Genomic DNA, 20927 nt, shown 5'->3' with positions numbered 1-20927 from the left:
TATGCCGTAGAACTGTTAGTTAAAGCAATTGAGAAATCAAATCTGGTTCAGGCACTCATTTGGTACATGAATGCCCAGTTTTTAATGCTTAATTCAGGCGCACTCAGTTGTGGCATGACTTAATCTACGAGCTAAATAACAAGCTGATTCATTTTACGCCCCTCTTACAACGTTAACTATTGCACTTTGCTTAGGAGTCATTCAAACATGGCAATGCGGACTATTAGAACTGACGCTATAGTCAGGACTAGCAAGCCTCGGCAAAGCAAGAAAGCCATAGATGATTTGGTCTCGTTTGATGAAGCAGCCTGGTGCTGTGTATGTGAATTTGGCTACAAACATACGCTGCTTGTCGATACGATCATTAAACAGATCAAACAGCATCACAAGCTCCTCAATTGGATACATATCAGTCAGGAGCTTCAAAAGCAGGATGAAACCACTCAGGAACCAGAAGCGAAGCAGAGGCAAAATTGGTTGCCAAAGGGGCTAGTCAAAACATTGTGTGATGCTCTAGCACGAACTTCTCAATTTAGTAAGATGTCTGGGCGCTTCTATACCTCAGCTATTGAGCGTGTCGAAGAAATCTTCAAAAGCTGGTTTACTTCTCACCGGAAGCTAATCCAGAGAATAGGGGGCAAACGACGTTGGTTAGCAGTTGTCGAAAGTGATGCTGCTTTAGCTGAAACCAGTAATTTTAGCCAGCAGGAAATCGAGCAGAGAGCAGCACAAATCCTCGCCGAACTAGAAGCTAAAGATGAATTGACTGATGCTAGTGGCGATCGCCCACCCTTCGATTTCCTATTCAAGCAATTTGACGCAACAGAAGAGGTATTGAGTCGTCGTGCCATTATTCATCTGCTCAAAAACGGAGGCAAACCTCAAGCAGAAGTAAAGGAGCCTAGAAAGAGCAAGAGCAAGAGCAAGAGCAAGAGTAAAAGCAAACCTGCACAGCCGCTAACGCTTACTGAGCGCTTGGAAGCAATGCGAGTTGGAATAGAGCGTTTGGAAAAGCAGCTTCTAGAACAGCTTCCGAGAGCCAGAAATCTCTTTCCTAAGCAGGCGTTTGAGCACCATCTGGAAGCTGTAATTGCTATGCCGAACTCAGATGCAACCGAACTTGAGCGGTATTACTTTTTATATTTTTCACTTTTGCTTTACCTTTCTGATTCCAACGAATATATTCAACTTGAGCAGCACTTACTTGCAGCACTGGTACTTCAGTGGAGCAAATTAGGTGATCTTCACTACTATCTAGATTTAATTGATTCTTTCATGCTGTACGCTGCCTCTGAGCAGCAATATCTGCAATTTGGATTCTATCTACTGCAAACAATAAAACTTGAGGCAGAAAGAGTTGAAGCTACTTTCTTTGCTTGGCATGAGTCAATCACACCAAAGCTACATGACTTCTTGAGAGAGCCCAAAGCTCTACCCTATCCAATGAGTTTTGGCTACGATGGTGTCCGATCCTGGTGGATGAATCAAAAGGGGAAGATTTTCTTCAAGTTAAATGGTTGGGGTGACTTGCTGTTTGAGGTGCGTTGCCATCGTCGTCAGTTGTCGCTGATCAAAACCTTTCTGAAGGACTGGCAAACCAAAAACGACTCTGAAAGGAAAGCTCAATCTTCAAAGAAGGATCAATTTACAGGGAGTTTTATGCTCCTCCGCTCCATTGAACTGATCTGGAAGCCTATAAAAGCCAGTGAGCAAAAAGACGCCCAGTTGTGCTCCCAGTGCAAGATCTTTCAGCAGTACGGCGAAAAAGGGTTCTGGCATGAATGCACGCTCACGATTCATTGGACTTTTAATGCCGAGGCTCTGACACGTCAGGGTTTAGAAAAGATTCGTCAGCGCAAGCTGGAGCCACAGTTAAAGCAGTTGCAGGCGAAACAGGCAACGCTGGAACAGAAGCAAGACCTGCTGAACAAGTTAGAGCAAGCAGCACCAGAAGCTTCCAAGAGCCAAGATCAACTCAAACGCCTTGGGAATCTGAAAAAGCAGATTCAGCAGCTTCAGGAAGAGCTTGCCAAACCACGCCCAAAACTAGATTGTCTCAAAGCTGCCAAACCGTTTGAGCGTCCTGATCGCCCCCTTTACGAAGGTGTCCCCAACATCTTTGTTGGTGTGCTCCTTGATCTCGACAAACATCTTGTCGTGACCGTCGTGGATGCGATGCGCCGTAAGCGTTTAACCCTTCGCAGTGCTCCTAAGGTTTCACCAGAAGGTCACAGGCTCCTCCAAAAATATTTTCGGCAACGACGGGAACACTCAAAACAACGCCAAACCGATCAGCAAGTACAGCGACATAACTACCAGACTGAATCTGACTTAGGTCAGCAGGTAGCACGTTTGTTTGCCAAAGGGGTAGTTGAATTAGCGCAGGCCCACAAAGCCAGCACGATCGTCATCCCGGTAACAGATGGATGGCGAGAACGCTTATATAGCCAGCTAATTGCCAGAGCCAAACTTAAGTGTGAGGGCAACAAGCAAGCAATGGACCGATATACCAAAGAACATGGCAAGCAACTGCATCAGTGGGATTACAACCGCTTAAGCCAAGCAATCATTGATTGTGCCGCCACGCACGGTATAGAAGTCGTTCGACAAAAAACTGTGTTTGAAACAGATGTGTTTCAACAGGCAGCAAACCTTACAATCACAGCTTACGATTCGTTAAATTCTGCTCAAATGTGACTGTAATTTCTGCTTCAAGGCAGTACTATTTAAGCAAGGCGTCGAAGGTACATGCTCTATAGACTTAAGTCTCTTAGTGCCTCTGTGCCAGGGATCGTCTTGGTAAAGGGAGAATTGCTTTAGAAAGGTCAGAAACTTTTCCTTAACTGATTCTAACTAACTAGGATGATCGAGGGGGTTACGTTTTACCACTGCAAGGTGGATACTTTCAGACCCCTATGGTAGCTGCTCGCTCTTGGTGAGGTGCACACCTTACCCCACTACAGCAATGTGTGTGGCTGTCTAGGTTATGAGCGAAGTTAAGGCATCGGTTCGTTACCTAAATTCAATCATAAATTACGCGACTAGATAAGTGAGTATGATCCGCAAGGATCTATATGTCTTTAGCAAACCAGAGCTTCTGTTTTGTTACTGGCGTAGGGATGGTTCTCCAAAGTGGCTACTGAATCTTCCCAATTTTTTTTGGCAGACCGAAGCGGGAGTAATACTCCTAGCACGTTTGCCAAATTCCTGTATTCCCTGCTAGCTATAGGTTCTACAAGCGCTGCTATTTGCTAAAGCCTTTCCCTAAAAGGTAAAAGTGAGGCAGAAGCAGAGGTTTGCCAAAACCAGGCTTGAAACTGTTGCCAGTTGGGAATCTTGATGCCAAGGGGTTGCAATGACTGTTTTGGCTTAGGGCAGAATGAAAGCTTGACGTTGTGGATGCTCCACCCTCCTTTTTGAAGTTGCAATGACTGTTTTGGCTTAGGGCAGAATGAAAGTTTTGAATGACTAACTCAGACGGCACAGAACAAGCGTTGCAATGACTGTTTTGGCTTAGGGCAGAATGAAAGTGAATGAAATCACTGAGCCTCAAACAAACGGTTCTGTTGCAATGACTGTTTTGGCTTAGGGCAGAATGAAAGCTACCCTTGCGTTTATCCTCACCCATTACACCCGTTGTTGCAATGACTGTTTTGGCTTAGGGCAGAATGAAAGCGGTGTCACCCCTGCCCTCAAGTCGTGCCTGAATGGTTGCAATGACTGTTTTGGCTTAGGGCAGAATGAAAGGCAATTCACCATCCATGCCTTCCAGCCACTTCGTATGTTGCAATGACTGTTTTGGCTTAGGGCAGAATGAAAGCGGTGTCACCCCTGCCCTCAAGTCGTGCCTGAATGGTTGCAATGACTGTTTTGGCTTAGGGCAGAATGAAAGAGCTAAAAAGTCTTTTTGGTTGCGTGGACAGTCCATTGTTGCAATGACTGTTTTGGCTTAGGGCAGAATGAAAGAGTACCTCCCTTCGCTCGCTCAACGGTCTTCAAACAGCCGCAATGACTATTTTGCTTGGGGTGGAATGAAAGAAAAAATTGAGAGTATTGGATTTATAGCCGAGCAAAGCCGCTATTTTGGCATGTTGGATGTCATAAGTGGTATCAGTTCTATTACAATTCGTCTATGGGAAGGATGAAAGAGGCAGGGGTCTGCAAACTCTTGCGTAAAGTAAAATAAACAGCACAGTATATTTAGAAAACTAACGCACCCAAGCATAAATGTTTGGGTGCGTTAGTTTTTTGGTGGCAGCCAGTGAGGTTGACTAACTTACATCTTCAGTTTCCTGCTAACCTTGCTTTTAGGAGCTTGCTATATTGCTTCAGTCTTCTCACACCGCTAGCGACTAGCGCCATGTAACGTGGACTGTACATGAACTTCTGGAAATTAATTCTTTAAAGCTAGTTTTTAGGGTAATAAGAACTGTTTAATCAAAAGATTCTGCCGCTCAAACGACAGAATCAAGGTTTCAACAATTTTTGGAAATGAACTCTTTAAAACTGCTGAATAATTCTTTAATGTACAGCAAATGTACATTTACGAAGGCGGCACCCAGATTCGAACTGGGGGTAAGGGATTTGCAGTCCCCTGCCTTACCACTTGGCCATGCCGCCAGAAACATAGATTGATGACAGAAATTAAACTATACCAAATTTCGTTCCTTACTGATCGAAAGGATATACAGCTAGCTCTGTTTTCTCGTTATCCTTGCTACAGTAAAGGCGCTTTGCTCCAACAAGTATTGCTGAAAGCGCCTTTGTGATGCTGTTGGGCGATCGTATGTACCGCCCATGCCTCTGCCACGTCAGGGTAATCAACCCGGTAGTGCCCACCTCGGCTCTCGGTGCGGAAGTGTGCGCTCTTGAGAATGAGCCAGGCAACATCAAGCAAGTTACGGGTTTCTGCCCAAACTCGTAGCTCTGCGTCAGCAGCGATCGCCTCAAGCGCAACAACCTTGCCTGGTTGGCGGTGCAGCAACGCTCGACTTACAGCAAGGTTCGCAAATTCTTCTTGCCAGTATTCAACCTGAGCGATCGCCGCTGCCATAGTTGTGCCGTCACGGCAAATACCTGCGCTTTGCCACACCAGACGAGGCAGCTCTTGACGAAGCATTTTGAGCTTATCAGAGTCGGCGAGGGTGGAAGGTAGCTTGCTGATGGGCTGGAGTGGTGTCAATGGCGCGAGCGTAGAAGTTTTCCGATTGGAGTGCTCGAGCAGTTCCTCTGTGCTTCCGCCCTCTAAAGTCTCCACGACCTGTTCCGACGCCTCACTTCTCCACCTCCCGTTTACTTCTAAGTGAGCAAACTGCGCGCCAAAGACCAGACATTCCAATAATGAATTGCTGGCAAGCCGATTGGCTCCATGCACACCCGTACTGGCTGTTTCACCAACCGCATACACACCGGGAATGGACGTTTGGTTACCTAGATTGGTAGCAATGCCACCCATCCAGTAGTGGGCAGCGGGTGCAACGGGAATAGGTTCACGAAAAACATCAATGCCCCAGCGTTGACATACTTGAATAATGTTAGGAAAACGGTGCTGAATTGTTTCAGGTGCAATGGGCCGAAGATCCAACCAGACGTGAGCAGATGCTGGATCAGCGTGGGTTGTCTGCAAGTAGCTAAAGATCGCACGGCTCACAACATCTCTAGGGGCAAGTTCGCCTGCTGGATGGTAGTCAAACGCAAAGCGTCGTCCGTGATCATCAACCAAATGAGCGCCTTCACCCCGCACAGCTTCGCTAATAAGAAAGCGAGGGGCACCAGGTTTTGTTAGCGCTGTAGGATGAAATTGCACAAATTCTAAATCGCGCAAAATGGCACCAGCACGATGAGCGATCGCCACACCATCGCCTGTACTCAGTTCTGGATTAGTCGTTTGGGCAAAGACTTGACCACCGCCACCCGTCGCGAGAATCACAGCCTCTGCTCGCAGCCAAAGTACCTGTCCTTGATAAAGCAAACAAATGCCCTGACAGTGATCGGTTACTTCATCCATCCAAAGGTCAAGCGTCAACGCCTCTGACAGCACACAGATGTTCTTGCGACGCAAGACTTGGGCCGTCAGGGTGCTAACCACTTCGCGACCCGTTGTATCGGCTGCATGGAGGACTCGCCGTCGAGAGTGTGCTGCTTCTAGAGTGAGCGCTAGGGTACCATCATGGCGATCGAAGGCAACACCCATGCCGACTAAGGCTTGAATGCACTCTGGTGCCTGCTCCACCAGAAACTTAACCGCCTCGTAGTCGCACAGTCCGGCTCCTGCTTGCAGGGTATCGGCAAGGTGCAGTGCTGGGGAGTCTTCTGGATCAGTCACTGCCGCAATGCCGCCCTGCGCCCAGTCACTAGCAGACAACGAGAGGGTATCTTTTGTTAGTAGCCCAATCTGAAGATGATCTGGCAGACAAAGCGCTGTGTATAGTCCGGCTGCACCTGCTCCCACAATGATCACATCAAATTGTGGGGGTAACTCAGACGCAAGGGGCGATCGCAAAACAGACGATGGCAACGGCTCTACCAATGTTAGGGTTCAGATTTTAGTGTAAGGAGATGCGAGACTCTACTAAGTAACAAGGTGCTACCTATAGACAAGGAGGTAAACATCCTTTAAGCCGACTCAACGACGGGCAAGCTCAGACTCAGTGTTGCTCGCTCAATGCCTTTAGTCTAAAGCTAGTGACTAAAGTACGGGTCAAAAACAAAAATTGCTCTCCGACCACATAGCAGCCATTGAGCAATTTAGTTTACTTACTTGAGCGTGAGCTTAATTGAATCAGCCTTCTTAGGCTGGCACGATCAGCGGTAGATTCCGTTATTAATCCGATCGGAGCCTTCTACTAGAGCATCTTCTACATCAGTGACGGTGAAGTTATCCAGATTTGCCTGCAACACTTCTTTCTGCTTGTCAGTTAAACCTGCGATCTCCAAAACATCCTCAACGCTTTTGTAAGGTGCGTTCTTGACAATTAACCCTGCCAGAGTAGGATATAAGCCCGCATACTGCCTGAATGAACGCACGTTTGTGTTATTCAAGTCGAGCTTCTTACCGTACTCGGAACTGAGTTTTTCGCCTACAACATCACGAATCGCTTCAGCCGCAAGCAAAGTCGGGGCGATCGCCACATGCTGCAACTGATAGCCAGTTAAATTGTCCAAATTTGCTGCTAGAGCCGTTTGAGGCATTCCGAGCCAACCCAGGCAACCAACCAGCATACAAAGAACTGTCAATACACTAACCAACCGTTTCATGAATACATTCCTCCCTTCCTGTCGTATGGAAGCCATACACAGCATTTGTTTAGAGCCTATCATTTCCTGGTCATCATCTCTCACTATGGCGCGCCTGACTAGAGCGTCTTGGTGCAAATCTTTACACTTGAGGAAGCAAGCAGGCAGTGCCAACAAGCAGTTGCCTTGTCATAGCGAAAGCAACTGCTTCGGCATAGTGAAGGGATGAAGCATGAGCGTTGAGCGATCGCCATCTACTGCAAAAATATTCAGTGCAGAAATTGCTGTGGCTCAAGCCCTCAAAGCACACGCTAATTTTTTAAGCCAGCAGCCAGATCACCTTCTAGCTTGTTTGCCTAGCTTCTACTCTTCATTTGCAGGAAGGTTTCCAGGTCTGGAAACGAGCACGCGTGAGCCACCGTCGAAACCTCGTAGCCTTTGAGGTTAACCGTGTAGTTTCTGAATAGATCGATCGACGTGATTTCGAGATCCATCAAGTGCCTATACGTCGTCTCGCCAACAGCAATATCGAGACCAATTTGCTTTGTAGAGGTTTCCAGCCTAAAGGCTGCATTTACGGTATCGCCTAGTGCCGTGTAGTCAGGGCGATCGCCGCTGCCAGTATTACCGACCATCGCATAGCCTGTATTAATGCCAGCCCCTATTCGCAGTGGGAAGGGAAGCGGGTAGAGGTTGTACAAATCGCTCGTCATTTTATGAAGCGCATTCAGGGCACGAAAAATGCGTAGCATCTCGTCGTTATTCACACCCTGCGGTCCATGAATCCAGATTGCCATGACGGCATCGCCGATGTATTTGTCAACCCAACTGCCATACTCGCGAATAATATCGCCTGCATGGCGAAACCAGGTACCAATGACTTCTGACAAAACCTTTTCATCCAGTTGGCGCGTCAGCACTGTAAAGTCGCGGATATCTACCACCAAAACGGAGATTAAACGACGCACATGCAGCGTTGCTGTTGCCGTAAATTCCTTTGAATCAGCGCCAGCACCTGAGTCAACAGGCGGATTTAAGGTCGGGCAGTAAAAGTCGAGTTCTGTTTGCCCAAACGTAAGGCGATCGCCATTATGCAGCGTGACCGGAATACTGACCCGACGACCATTCACAAACGAGCCATTACGACTACCCAGATCGATCAAATAAAATTCGCCAGTCTCCATGCACTGCAACATGGCGTGATTGCGAGAGATCCAACGATCAGGCAAGACAAAATTATTATCCTCACTGCGCCCGAGTGTCCAGCAGTTGCTACCCGCAAGCGGTAACCGCCGACTGCCAGAGTCAGTACGAAGTACGAGATGGGGAGTGGGTTGTAAAGTCACCACAGGCTGAGACAAATAATCCTTTCCTATGATGCATCCTGACATATCTCACTATGACAGTGTAGTCTTTCGAGGAAAATTCGCTCAAAACAACTTGAACTAATCTTTCCCAGTCGAACTTGCATAGAGAGAATGCGGCAGAGCTACAAGACACATCGAGCTAGAGAAGACCTCAGGAGGCAGTCGCCGCCAGCCAAAACAAGCTATCTACCAGAATTGTACTCAACACTGCGCCACTAAATGCCCACCAGTGAAGCTGCCGCGAGAACAATGGCAACATCGCTACCGTAAAGAGGATAGAGACCAGCACGATCGCCCATCCAGAACCCCAAGGTGTCAGCATTTGAGCGATCGCATTCTGAAAGATAGGCTGTACAGCATCAGGAGCAACTTGAGCATCAACTTGCATCAGTTGCCGCCAGTAGGGGATCAAATCAACCAGGTAAAAGTAAACATCCGTTACAACCGTTCCAAAGAGGGAACCGAAGTAGAAAAAGTTGCCAATCTTGCCAGAGTTACGAGCCACGCCCCAAATGGCGATTGGTAAGCCAATGGCTTCTATAGGCAGATGCAGCAACGGTTCCCACCGAAACCAACCCCAGTAAACCGACCCTGCCAGCCATGTCCAGGTAAAGCCGATTAGCAAATCGCCCCAACGCTCACTTGCAGGACGCTTCAGCAGTCGCAGACTCAGCAAGAGCCAACCAAGCGTCATCACAAGGCTGAGCCACGGCACGAGACGCACAAGGGGGGCTTGCACAAAGACGGGCACCGACACTAGAACCACTGCAGCAGCCAGCATGAGCCAACGTTGTAATCCTTCAGCTTTCTTCACTGAAGAGCTTACTAACGCTTCACTCAACTCAGAATGCAGTTCTGGTAGGTAGATAGCTGGCGGGGCGGCAGAGGTAGAATTAGATGCGGGGGTGTAGGAAACCAAAGTATTACTAATGTTTCTTATTTACTTTACTTTACTTAACATAGCACAAATCCATCTATACCCCCCAGGGGGATATAGCCACTATCCTAACTTGAATTTCTGCTAAAGTGCGGCTGCGGCTGTTCACAATCTGTCAGGGCTTGGTTCAGCTTGCAGGGATCGTTCAAGGTGGCGATCGAGTGCGCTACCGCTACTTAAATATGATTGGCGTGAATGTTATCAGCGCTGCAACCAGAAATTACTCTATTAGTCAGCCTAATCAGCCATGCTGTTGCGAAACATCTCCTGTTAGACATGCATGGCAAGTGTAGGTTGGGAAATAAAGCGGTATGCCTTTAGAGCGTTTGCCAAGGTTGCCGCGATCGTTATGGAGAATAGTTAATGGTTTGGTCAATGTCAAATCCAGGTTTCTTTCTGCTTAATCAGGGATGGCATGGTCTGTTCAGCCTGGCTTCAACGCTTGCAGTCAGCGATGCCGTAACACCTGTAGTGCCTTCCAGCCCTGGTTTGCTGCTTAGTCTCTTGCAAGCGATCGTGCTGGGTTTAGTGCAAGGCATTACTGAGTTTTTGCCAATTAGCAGTACGGCTCACCTCATCATCTTTACCGATGTTTTTCACTGGAACTACCTCGGACAAAAGTTTTTTGTTGATGCCATTCAGTTTGGCAGCGTTGTGGCGGTGCTGTGGTACTTCTGGGCAGACATTCGCCAGATTTTGACTGGAGGCTGGGCAGCGTTTCAGCGCAAAGATTGGCAGCAAGAAGAGTGGAAGATCCTGGTTGGTATTGCTGTTGGCACCTTGCCCGCGTTAAGCGTAGGATTTCTGTTAAAAGATGTGCTGCCTGAAAGTCCGCTGGTCATTGGTATTGCCTCTATTGTAATGGCGCTGTTGCTGGGGTTGGCGGAGACGATTGGTACCCGCAAGCGTGACTTTAATGCACTGGAGATTAAAGATGGCATTTTGGTGGGGTTGGGGCAGATGTTGGCACTGGTGCCTGGTGTCTCGCGCTCTGGCTCAACGCTGACGGCGGCTCTCTTCCTGGGTTTAGAACGGCGAACAGCAGCACGGTTTTCTTTCCTGCTGGGCATTCCGACGCTGACGATCGCTACGCTCTATCAGTCCCGTAAAGCCTTTGGCAACCCCGAAATGCTGCTGCCGTTGCTCGTGGGGATCGTTTCTACCTTTATTTTTTCTTACCTTGCGATTGCCTGGCTGCTGCGCTTTTTGCAAAACCGGAACACCTGGATCTTTGTTTGGTATCGGTTGGCTTTTGGAGGAGCATTGCTGCTTGCGGTAGCAGCAAATTTATTCAGAGACGCTTAAAGATCTGCACGATTAGAGTGGTGGGGTGTAGGGTGGAAGCAGTGCTACCCTGTTCACTCCCATGAGCGAAGTCTCGATTCGTCCTGCTTTAATTACTGCTGTTTTGCCAGACTCGATCGCGGCTGAGATTGGGTTTGAGATTGGCGATCGACTCGTGTCGATTAATGGTCAACGTCCCCGTGACTTGATTGACTATCAGTTTCTTTGTGCCGATGAAGTGTTGGCGCTCGAAGTGCTTGATACGGCTGGCAAACCACATCAGGTAGAAATCGAGAAAGACTACGACGAAGACCTGGGGCTTGAGTTTGAAAGTGCCCTCTTTGACGGTTTAATGCAATGCAATAACCGCTGCCCCTTTTGTTTTATTGATCAACAGCCTCCAGGGATGCGGCAAACCCTTTACCTCAAAGACGACGACTACCGCTTGAGTTTTCTCTATGGCAGCTATCTCACCCTGACTAATGTGAGCCAGCGTGAGTGGGATCGCATCGAACAAATGCGGCTGTCTCCTCTCTTCGTCTCAGTACACGCTACAGAGCCAGACATACGCAGCCAACTCCTGAAAAACCCTCGTGCGGGACAGCTACTAGAGCAACTACGCTGGTTTCAAGAACGGCGGCTGCAAATTCACGCGCAGGTAGTGCTATGCCCTGGGATCAACGATCGCGATCATCTCACTCGCACGCTCCTTGACCTGTTCGAGTTTCATCAAGATGATGTGCCTGCTGTTGCGTCAGTTGCCGTTGTACCCGTGGGCTTGACGCGCTTTCGTCCCAGTGAAGATGAACTCATCCCAGTCAGCCGCGAAAAGGCGCAGGAAGTGATTGCCCAAGTGCAAGACCTGCAAGCCAAATTTCGCCAGCAGGTCGGCTCTACCTTTGCCTGGTTAGCGGATGAGTGGTTTCTCCTCGCCCACCAGGAGTTACCACCCGAATCGCATTACGAAGACTATCCGCAGCTTGGTAATGGGGTTGGCTCGATTCGCCAATTCCTCAAACAGTTCCAAAGCGCTGCTCGAAAGTTGCCCAAACAGTTGGCTCAGCCGCGTCGCCTTACATGGGTCGTCGGCAATGCAGTAGAACAAGCCTTTCAGCCCATCCTCGATCGCTTCAATCAGGTACAAGGGCTAGAGGTGAGTATGGTGGCGATCGCCAGCCAATACTGGGGGCAAACCATGACCGTGACGGGTCTACTCACCGGGCAAGATATCCTGCACACGCTTAAGGAACGGGAACTAGGCGATGCCATTCTTCTACCATCCTTGATGCTGAAGCATAATGACACATGCTTTCTCGACGATATGACGGTTGCAGACCTGAGTCAGCAATTGCAGACACCCATGCTTATCGTTGGCGATGTGGAGCATTTGATCGAGACGGTAATGGGTGAGGGATGAGGGGTGAAGGATAAGTTTTTTCGCTTCCTCCACTCTCCTTGCTTCCCCTGCTTCCCTTTACCCCTGCTCCTCTCACTCCTCCTGCTTAAATGTGCGTCCGATTCAACCTCACCTGATAAGCTGTTGAAGGTTTGCGATCGCCGCTTGGTGGGCTAATGCTTTTTCGGTGATGCTTTAAGGTTCGGCATGATATTTGAGCAAATTTCCAACGTCTTTGAAGCCGGTGGCATCGTCATGTTTCCGCTGCTGGGCTTCTCAATCGTGGCGGTAGCGTTAATTCTAGAGCGTCTTCGTTTTTGGCTACGGATTACAAAGCGCCAGGATAAATTTGTGCGCGACATTCTAGATCTTTACCAGCGCAGTCCTAGAGCCACATTGTTGCAGCTAGAGCAAAATCTAGATTTACCGGTCGCTCGCATTTTTCTGGCAGCGCTGGGACTCGATCGCCCCAATCCAGAGGAGTTTCGTCTGGCATTAGAAAGTGCTGCTCAGGCAGAGATGCCGTTGATTAAGCGGTTTAACACAGTGTTTGAAACCATTATCAGTCTGTCACCGCTGTTAGGACTGCTGGGCACCGTTTTAGGGCTAATTCGCTCATTTGCGTCACTTAGAATTGGTGAAGTGAGTGCTAACAACGCTGCGCCCGTTAGTGCTGGTATTAGCGAAGCGCTAGTCTCAACTGCGGCTGGCTTGGCAGTGGCAATCCTCACCCTTGCCTTTGCCAATACGTTTCGCGGCCTGTACTTGCGTCAAATCGCTTTGATTCAAGAGTATGGTGGGCAAATGGAGCTGCTCTACCGTCATCGCTACGAACGAGGAGAAATTCCCTATGCGTCTCCCTGAAGAACCGGATAATCCGCCGCAGCTAAATATTTTGCCCATGATCGACGTGATCTTTGCGCTGCTGACATTTTTTATCCTTTCTACTCTGTCTCTCACACGATCGGAAGGGTTGCCTGTTAACTTACCAAAGGCGGCGACAGCGCAACCGCAATCAAGCAGCCAGATTGTAGTAACGCTCAACCAGCAAGGACAGCTTACACTCAACCGCCGACCGGCACAATTAGGCGATTTGCAAACAAGGATTCGGGCATTGATGGGTAATAACCCGAATGCAGTAGTGGTAATTAATGCAGATGAGCGTGTGAGCCACGGGCAAGTTATTGCCGTGATGGATCGGCTGCGGTTGATCCCTGGCGTAAGGCTAGCGATCGCGGCTCAACGCCCAGCACCATAGAAAGGCAAAAGTAAAAAGTGAAGAGGTATTGCTTCGTTTTAACTTTTGCCTTTTGCCTTCTAACTTTTGCCTTTAACCTCTTCCAACACCGACATAGCGGAAACCGGCTTGCTCTAGCACTTTGCGATCGAGGAAGTTACGACCATCAATCATGACAGGAGTGTGCATCAGCGATGCCATTTTAGCGTAGTCAAGTTCACGAAACTGCTTCCAGTCTGTGACCAGTACCAAAGCATCACAGCCATCTGCTAGGCGCTCTGCATCGGTTTCGACCATGACATCTGAGAGACCGTGCCGCATTCCGGTTTGCGCGATGATTGGGTCGTATGCTTTCACTTTGGTTCCCAGGCGGGCAAGCTGCTCGATGATATTAAGTGCAGGCGCGTCCCGCAGGTCATCCGTGTCAGGCTTGAAGGTAAGACCCAACAGCCCAACCGTTTTACCTTTGAGGATTTTCAGCACTTGCTGGAGTTTTTCGATTGCAATAATGCGCTGTTGCTGGTTAACGCTGACGGCAGCTTTCAACAGGTGTGCTTCGTAGCCATAGTCATCCGCTGTATGGATGAGAGCAGAAACGTCTTTGGGGAAACAGGAACCACCCCAACCAATACCAGCTTGCAAAAACTTGTTGCCCACACGGGAGTCTAAGCCAATGCCTTTAGCGACTTCAACAACATCGGCACCAACGCGCTCGCAGATGTTAGCCACTTCGTTAATGAAGCTAATCTTAGTTGCCAGAAACGCATTAGCTGCGTACTTAATCATTTCTGCCGAGCTGAGGTCGGTTTCTACAACAGGTACAGGGGGCAGAGTTTTGTCGATCGCATACTCACGTCTGACAATGGGCGCATAGAGCTCTTGCATCAGCGCGATCGCCTTCGCACTAGTGCTACCCAACACAATGCGATCGGGATTGAATGTATCGTCAACTGCACATCCTTCGCGTAAGAACTCGGGGTTGCTCACCACATCAAAGGCTGGGTCTGGCGACAGCACCTTACGTGTTACTAAATCTTCTGTTGCGCCAGCGCCAGCCAGCACAGCCGCATTCAATGTTGCTCGCTGTTCGGCAAAACCTTCCATAATCAGCATTCTGACCCAATCGCCAGAGCCGATCGGTACAGTTGATTTGTTAACAATGACCTTATAGTCACTGCTGAGATGAGAACCAATGCCTCGTGCAACCGCTTCAACATAGCGTGTGTCGCTTTCACCATTGGGTAAGGCAGGCGTACCAACTGCAATGAACAAGATTTGTCCATGGGCGACACCTGCTGCCAAGTCGGTGGTGAACTCAATTTTTTCTGATTGAATCGCCGCTTTGATGATGTCTGATAGCCCTGGTTCAAAGATGGGCGACTGACCACTTTGCATCAACTTCACTTTCTCTTCGTTGTTATCAACGCAGATAACGTGATGACCGACATGAGCGAGGCAGGCTCCAGTTACTAAACCAACGTATCCCGTACCAATGACACAAACGCGCATAGGAAAATCCTCAAGGAGTATTAGCAATTAGCAAGAAGCAATCTGTAGGCAATGTAGCCAGCGCAAAGAATGGGGTCAGACCCCCTGATGACATCTGTTGAATGTTAGTCTGCTCAGTGCTTAGACTGATTGCAGCAGACAACAAGCAAAACTAAAGGGTCGTCACGCGATCACGAGAGGCACCGCTTTCATTAGAAGCACCCTCGTACTGAGCGTCTGGATCGATCATGCGAGCCCGAAAATCGTCAATTGTGTAGTCAAGACCTTGCTGTAAAGGCACTGTGGGCTGCCAGCCGAGCCAGTCGTTCGCCTTAGTAATGTCGGGCTTGCGACGGCGAGGATCGTCTTGAGGCAGGGGTTCAAAGCGAATCTCGGCTGACGGATTGATTTTCTGTTGAATAGCCTGAGCAAGCTGAAGGATAGTGTACTCGTCTGGGTTGCCCAGATTAATGGGTCCCTTCTGTTCACCATTCATCAGACGAATTAAGCCCTCTACCAAATCAGAGACATAGCAAAAGCTCCGGGTCTGAGAGCCATCACCGTAGAGAGTTAGGGGTGTGCCTCTCAATGCCTGCACAATAAAGTTGCTGACGACGCGCCCATCATTCTCTAGCATTCGCGGACCATACGTATTAAAAATACGTGCGACTCGAATTTCGACCCCATTTTGGCGATGATAGTCAAAAGCAAGTGTTTCAGCGACACGCTTGCCTTCGTCATAGCAGCTCCGAATGCCGATCGTGTTGACGTTACCCCGGTAGTCTTCGGTCTGGGGATGCACTTCGGGGTCGCCGTAGACTTCAGAGGTGGAAGCGAGCAAAAACCTTGCTTTGACACGTTTTGCTAAGCCCAGCATATTAAGCGTGCCAATGACATTGGTCTTGATTGTTTTAACTGGGTTGAACTGGTAATGCACTGGTGAAGCGGGGCAAGCCAGGTGGTAAATCTGGTCTACTTCCAGGCGAATTGGCTCTGTAATATCGTGGCGAATCAGCTCAAAGTAGGGATGATTAAACCATTTCAGCAAATTACGCTTGTGACCTGTATAGAAATTATCGAGGCAGACGACTTCGTGACCTTGAAGCATCAAGCGATCGATCAGGTGCGAACCGATAAAGCCAGCACCGCCCGTTACCAGAATTCTCATAGTTTCTTAAGAAAGGGATTAGGTTCTACAAGCTAATTCTTTCTCCTAAGACTAATGGGCAAATCCGTATAAATACTTGTGCTAACCAAAGAGTTTACGAAAACTTCAAAGCTGGATAACACGATCGCCATCATTTTTCCAGCCGCAGCACTGCCATAAAGGCTTCTTGAGGCACATCAACCGTGCCGATCGACTTCATCCGCTTTTTACCTTTTGCCTGTTTCTGAAGCAGTTTCTTCTTACGAGAAATGTCGCCGCCATAGCATTTAGCAAGTACATCCTTCCGCAACGCCGGGATATGTTCACTTGCAACAATCTTGCTGCCGATCGCTGCTTGAATGGGAATCTTGAACTGGTGACGCGGGATGAGTTCCTTCAGCTTTTCGGTAAGAGCACGACCCACGCCATAGGCTTTGTCGCGATGCACGATGCTGGCTAAGGGATCGACGGGATCGCCATTAATCATAATGTCCAGCTTGACAAGCGGGTTCTCTCGATAGTCAATCAACTGGTACTCCATGCTGGCATAGCCGCGCGATCGCGACTTCATTTGGTCAAAAAAGTCAGTTGCGACTTCTGCCAGCGGCAACTCGTAGATCAGCGTGGTGCGTCCCGGCGTGAGGTACTTCATATCTTTGAAAACTCCTCGCCGCCCTTGACTTAGCTCCATCAAGGTACCAACGTATGCCTCTGGGGTAATCATGTCTACCTGGACATACGGCTCTTCGATTTTTTCGCGCAACTGTGGCTCTGGCAGTCGGCTAGGGTTGTCAATTTCTAGCACTTCACCCTTGAGTGTTGTCACCCGATAGACAACAGACGGTGCCGTAGTAATCAAATCCAGGTTGTATTCTCGTTCTAGCCGTTCCTGGACGATTTCCATGTGCAGCAAGCCCAAAAAGCCACAGCGGAAACCAAAGCCCATCGCGCTAGAGGTTTCTGGCTCGTAGTACAGGGCTGCGTCACTCAGCTTGAGCTTTTCTAAGGCTTCGCGCAGGTCTTCAAACTGGTCGGCATCAATCGGAAACATCCCGCAGAAAACCATAGGCTTGGCTTCGACATAACCAGGCAACGGTTGTTTAGCGGGAGCCGCTGCCAACGTAATGGTGTCACCAACACGGGCATCCTCTACGGCTCTAATGGAGGCAGCTAAGTAACCCACTTCGCCTGCGTGGAGTTGGTCAACCTGCACTTGAGTGGGAGAGAGTACGCCCAGTTCATCGACTGCGTACTCTTTGCCAGACACCATCAGCCGGACACGATCGCCCTTCTTCAGCGAGCCATCCATCACCCGGAAGTAAACGATCACGCCCCGGTAAGGATCGTAGTAGCTATCAAAAATGAGCGCACGGAGGGGTTCCTGCACGGTGTCTTGCGGTGGCGGCACCTGCCGAACGATCGCCTCTAGAATGTCTTCAATGCCAATACCTTCTTTAGCAGAAGCTTGGATCGCATTGCTACAGTCCAACCCGATAATTTCTTCAATTTCTTGCTTGACGCGATCGGGTTCTGCACCGGGAAGGTCAATTTTGTTTAAGACCGGGATAATCTCCAGGTTGTGTTCCAGTGCTAAATACACGTTTGCGAGCGTTTGCGCTTCTACACCTTGAGACGCATCTACCACTAGCAGCGCGCCTTCACAAGCAGCCAGCGATCGCGACACCTCATACGAGAAATCAACGTGCCCCGGTGTATCAATCAGGTTTAAAACATAGTGCTGTCCGTCACGAGCTGTGTAGTTCATCCGTGCGGCTTGCAGCTTAATCGTAATGCCTCGCTCTCGCTCCAACTCCATGTTGTCGAGAAACTGTTCCTTCATTTCTCGCGCCTGAACGGTGCCCGTGTCTTGCAGCAACCGATCTGCCAGGGTGGATTTGCCATGGTCGATGTGGGCAATGATTGAAAAATTACGAATATGAGAGACAGGTGCGTCGGTCATGCACTTCCACTGTAGTTGGGTAAGATGGTCGCTGAGCTAAGACGGAAAATAAAGCAGAAAGAAGACAGTAGAATTAAGTTGTCACGGCTTGGGCTTTGGATCTTAGACTCTAGCTTACTGATGCGCGATCGCACACACAAGCGACGTTCCAGTCCTTTCTACTTAACGTATTGTAATGCTTTCTTGCTAGCAACATGGCATTGGCTGTTCTGTCTGATCTTCGGATGAGCCTTAGCTACAAGGTCAGTAAAATCTATGAAGGAGTTATAAAGTTTTGCGGAGTGTAGCCATGTTGATTGCTATCTGGGAATTGCCCATCGCTTTCCTTAGGTAGTAGGCTAGGCAAGATGGACACACTCCATGCTTTAATTTGCGTTTTTCTACAGAATCCTCTGGTTTTCCCTTATGAACGAGCCTGCTGTCCATTCACATCCATCGGCTGAAAAGGTGGCGGTTTCCGTCCAGCTTGACCCTGATCTGCTCGAGCAACTCAAGCACTTGACCAATGATCCAAGCAAAGTGATTGAAGTAGCAATCCGACAGTGGCTCAGAAATCAAGGTGGTCGCGAGGATGAACTGGCTCGGACGTTGAAGCGTAACCCGCCTGTACCGCCACGGGGCGAGTGGAACGATTAGTGCTGCTAGCGATCGCTGATGCTTAGTACCAACGTTTTATTACTGTTGAACGCTGTAGTTTGGTTCCAGGTCTTATTAGTAACGGGATTGTTGGCAAACGCCTAAGTTGTTTGTTTGATCGGTTTCGCTTCAAAGCATCTGACTGCATCTACCCTGCGCGAATAGCACATCAACTCATTCCCATTCTGACTCTGATGACTACCCCTACAGAATTTCAACGTCCCCTGTCAGAAGGCGTGGCACTCATCCCGGTCAGCGATCAGCAAACTGGGGTGACGAATGAGTTGATGTTCCTTCAGGATGCAGCAGGGAATTATCTTTCCTTTGTTTGGCAGCAAGCTAGTAACTATGGTTTGGAGCCAGAGCAATTGCTGGGCAGCCATCCTGATGCTATTTTTAGTCCGGTTGAGTTAGCGCCTTATCTAGAACGACTTCAGCGTGTTCTAAGTTGTCGTGTTGCAGAGCATTTTTGCTGCGATTTTCGCTGTGGTGAACAGACGCTGCTGCTTGATTTGGTCATGAGTCCTGTTTTGATGCCGAGCCAAGCACCAACGACTGTCGTTGTCGCTGGGCGATCGCTGCACTCACCAGATGGAACTGCTCTCACGCCAGCCTTAGCAGCATCACTGGTCTCTAGCGGCGGTTATCCGCTTGCCTCACTCAGCTCTGATCGCTATCAGCGCCTGTTGACTCAGATTGCCTGGAACGTACGTCGGACGCTCGATTTACCCACTATTTGGCAGCAGACGGTGCAGGGCTTAGGCAGAGCACTGAGCGTTAGCCGTTGTTTGGTTGGTCCTTACGAACGTCTAAATCCTCAAATCAAGGTGATCGCGGAGTACTGCCAAGAGTCAATCCCTTCTATGCTGGCAATGGAGTTTGAGGTGGCTGATCATCCCCTACTGGCAGCGTCGATCGCCTCGCTCAAACCGATTGCGCTGAAAGGCAACGCCGCTCTACAGATAGCTCCTACAGATTTGCAGCAACAATCGACACTGGTTGTAGCAACGTGCTACCAAGATCAACCGAATGGACTGATTGTGCTGCACCAGTGTGATTACGCCCGCCTGTGGACAGAAGCCGAACTGGAGTTAATGCAGGAAGTGGCAGACCAGGTTGGTACGGCGATCGCCCATGCGTCTCTCTTTTCTGCTAGTAATGCGCTGACCGCAGACTTGAAGCAAGCAAACAGTCGCTTGCTCCAAAAGCATCATGAACTGGAAGAAGCAAAGCAACAGGCTGAAGCAGCATCGCGCTTAAAGAGCGAGTTTCTCGCCAACACGTCTCACGAGTTACGCACCCCTCTAAACGGGATGATTGGCTTTCTCAAGCTCATTTTGGATGGCATGGCGGATGATCCCGCTGAAAAAGACGAATTTATTAGAGAGGCATATGGGTCTGCCCTGCACCTCCTTGAAATCATTACGGACGTGTTGGATATTGCCAAGATTGAGGCGGGCACGCTGCAAATCGAGCTTAACCCGGTGAACCTGAACGAGCTGTTGGATGATGTTCGCCGCTTTGCCAATAGCCAAATGCATCAGAAGCGACTTAGCTTTGAAATTCAAAAGCCGCCTACTGATGACGAGATCATTCTGTTTGGTGACTACTTGCGGCTCAAGCAGGTGATGTTTAATCTAGTTGGCAATGCGATTAAATTCACGCACGAAGGCGGAGTCACGATCGGCATTGAGGTCATCAAGAAAAAAACGACCTTTTTGACCTACGATCTCCCTGGCATGGTGAAGGTGCGCGTTGCGGATACAGGCATTGGCGTTTCTCTGGACAAGCAAGATCGGCTCTTTCAATCGTTTAGTCAGATTGACGGTTCTCGTACCCGCCAGTATGGTGGCACTGGGCTGGGATTGGCGATTTCTCAGAAACTTGTCGAAGCGATGGGTGGTACCGTCGGGTTTTACAGCATGGGCGAAGGCTTGGGATCAACCGTAACCTTTACAGCGCTGCTCTACCAGGAACCCGTTATGATTACGTCTTAGATAATTTTAGAAAACAAAATACCTGTAGAGAGTTTTGTTGTTGCTTAACAAGTGAAATTGTTAATGAGCACTATGGCATTACAATCGTACCAAATTTGCAAGTGTGGAATCTGCGATCACTGCAACAGCAAGGGCGACAAACATTGAGTTCTCTAAAAGGTTTTTGTTCTCTAGAAAAAACAAAAAAGGATGAAATTCTCCTACACAATTCTCTAGGTTAAAGATGTTGTCCAAGCGATCAC

The 20927-nt window shown here is 48.9% G+C and carries 14 protein-coding genes, 1 tRNA gene and 1 CRISPR repeat array; of the genes, 7 read left to right on the top strand and 8 right to left on the bottom strand.

Going from position 1 to position 20927, the window contains the following annotated elements; genetic code table 11:
* The first annotated feature begins 207 nt into the window (after positions 1 to 207).
* Complete coding sequence (gene cas12k, locus H6F76_RS18275) at positions 208 to 2697, top strand: type V CRISPR-associated protein Cas12k (protein ID WP_190510472.1); 2490 nt, start codon at positions 208 to 210, stop codon at positions 2695 to 2697.
* Positions 2698 to 3349: 652 nt separating this feature from the next.
* Positions 3350 to 4038: direct repeats of the CRISPR family, unit length 37 nt; unit sequence GTTGCAATGACTGTTTTGGCTTAGGGCAGAATGAAAG.
* A 511-nt stretch (positions 4039 to 4549) separates the two neighbouring features.
* Here the strand turns inward: cas12k and H6F76_RS18270 are convergent.
* The 5 genes from H6F76_RS18270 to H6F76_RS18250 form a co-directional block, all read right to left on the bottom strand.
* Positions 4550 to 4620: transfer RNA gene (locus H6F76_RS18270), tRNA-Cys, on the bottom strand.
* Between the two features lie 97 nt (positions 4621 to 4717).
* Positions 4718 to 6529 carry an L-aspartate oxidase gene (nadB, locus tag H6F76_RS18265; RefSeq protein ID WP_242036732.1) on the bottom strand — a complete coding sequence of 604 codons (1812 nt, stop codon included), beginning with the start codon at positions 6527 to 6529 and terminating at the stop codon, positions 4718 to 4720.
* A gap of 275 nt (positions 6530 to 6804) precedes the next feature.
* The gene (gene psbU / locus H6F76_RS18260) at positions 6805 to 7257 is read right to left on the bottom strand and encodes a photosystem II complex extrinsic protein PsbU (protein WP_190510470.1); all 453 of its coding nucleotides are present in this window, start codon (positions 7255 to 7257) and stop codon (positions 6805 to 6807) included.
* A 335-nt stretch (positions 7258 to 7592) separates the two neighbouring features.
* Positions 7593 to 8585, bottom strand: coding sequence for an adenylate/guanylate cyclase domain-containing protein (locus H6F76_RS18255; protein WP_347276065.1), 993 nt, complete (start codon positions 8583 to 8585; stop codon positions 7593 to 7595).
* 169 nt (positions 8586 to 8754) lie between these two features.
* Positions 8755 to 9384 (bottom strand): DUF3120 domain-containing protein, encoded by a 630-nt coding sequence (locus H6F76_RS18250; protein WP_190510566.1) that lies wholly within the window; start codon positions 9382 to 9384, stop codon positions 8755 to 8757.
* 519 nt (positions 9385 to 9903) lie between these two features.
* Here H6F76_RS18250 and H6F76_RS18245 point away from each other — a divergent pair.
* The 4 genes from H6F76_RS18245 to H6F76_RS18230 all read left to right on the top strand — a co-directional run bounded on the left by H6F76_RS18245 (position 9904) and on the right by H6F76_RS18230 (position 13478).
* Positions 9904 to 10845 carry an undecaprenyl-diphosphate phosphatase gene (locus H6F76_RS18245; protein ID WP_242036730.1) on the top strand — a complete coding sequence of 314 codons (942 nt, stop codon included), beginning with the start codon at positions 9904 to 9906 and terminating at the stop codon, positions 10843 to 10845.
* A 61-nt stretch (positions 10846 to 10906) separates the two neighbouring features.
* The gene (locus H6F76_RS18240) at positions 10907 to 12241 is read left to right on the top strand and encodes a TIGR03279 family radical SAM protein (protein WP_190510466.1); all 1335 of its coding nucleotides are present in this window, start codon (positions 10907 to 10909) and stop codon (positions 12239 to 12241) included.
* A 186-nt stretch (positions 12242 to 12427) separates the two neighbouring features.
* The gene (locus tag H6F76_RS18235; protein WP_190454522.1) at positions 12428 to 13084 is read left to right on the top strand and encodes a MotA/TolQ/ExbB proton channel family protein; all 657 of its coding nucleotides are present in this window, start codon (positions 12428 to 12430) and stop codon (positions 13082 to 13084) included.
* Positions 13071 to 13478 (top strand): biopolymer transporter ExbD, encoded by a 408-nt coding sequence (locus H6F76_RS18230; RefSeq protein ID WP_190454525.1) that lies wholly within the window; start codon positions 13071 to 13073, stop codon positions 13476 to 13478. Before H6F76_RS18235 ends, H6F76_RS18230 begins: the two co-directional genes overlap by 14 nt.
* A gap of 72 nt (positions 13479 to 13550) precedes the next feature.
* Here the strand turns inward: H6F76_RS18230 and H6F76_RS18225 are convergent, their stop codons facing one another.
* From H6F76_RS18225 to lepA, 3 genes are all read right to left on the bottom strand, one after another.
* A complete protein-coding gene (locus tag H6F76_RS18225) occupies positions 13551 to 14966 on the bottom strand; it encodes a UDP-glucose/GDP-mannose dehydrogenase family protein (protein ID WP_190454528.1) in 1416 nt (471 codons plus the stop codon).
* Positions 14967 to 15117: 151 nt separating this feature from the next.
* A complete protein-coding gene (locus tag H6F76_RS18220; protein ID WP_190510464.1) occupies positions 15118 to 16113 on the bottom strand; it encodes a UDP-glucuronic acid decarboxylase family protein in 996 nt (331 codons plus the stop codon).
* Between the two features lie 130 nt (positions 16114 to 16243).
* Positions 16244 to 18052, bottom strand: a complete 1809-nt coding sequence (gene lepA, locus H6F76_RS18215) for a translation elongation factor 4 (protein ID WP_190510462.1) — start codon at positions 18050 to 18052, stop codon at positions 16244 to 16246.
* Positions 18053 to 18457: 405 nt separating this feature from the next.
* On the opposite strand from lepA, the gene H6F76_RS18210 reads away from it, so the two are divergent.
* Positions 18458 to 18688, top strand: a complete 231-nt coding sequence (locus tag H6F76_RS18210) for a type II toxin-antitoxin system CcdA family antitoxin (RefSeq protein ID WP_190454540.1) — start codon at positions 18458 to 18460, stop codon at positions 18686 to 18688.
* A gap of 194 nt (positions 18689 to 18882) precedes the next feature.
* Positions 18883 to 20685 carry an ATP-binding protein gene (locus tag H6F76_RS18205; protein ID WP_190510460.1) on the top strand — a complete coding sequence of 601 codons (1803 nt, stop codon included), beginning with the start codon at positions 18883 to 18885 and terminating at the stop codon, positions 20683 to 20685.
* Positions 20686 to 20927 lie beyond the last annotated feature (242 nt).

It is taken from the genome of Leptolyngbya sp. FACHB-321, assembly GCF_014695975.1.
Classification (GTDB): domain Bacteria; phylum Cyanobacteriota; class Cyanobacteriia; order Leptolyngbyales; family Leptolyngbyaceae; genus Stenomitos.
The sequence above is the reverse complement of the archived record's forward strand: the minus strand, read 5'-3'. Positions and strand labels throughout refer to the sequence as shown.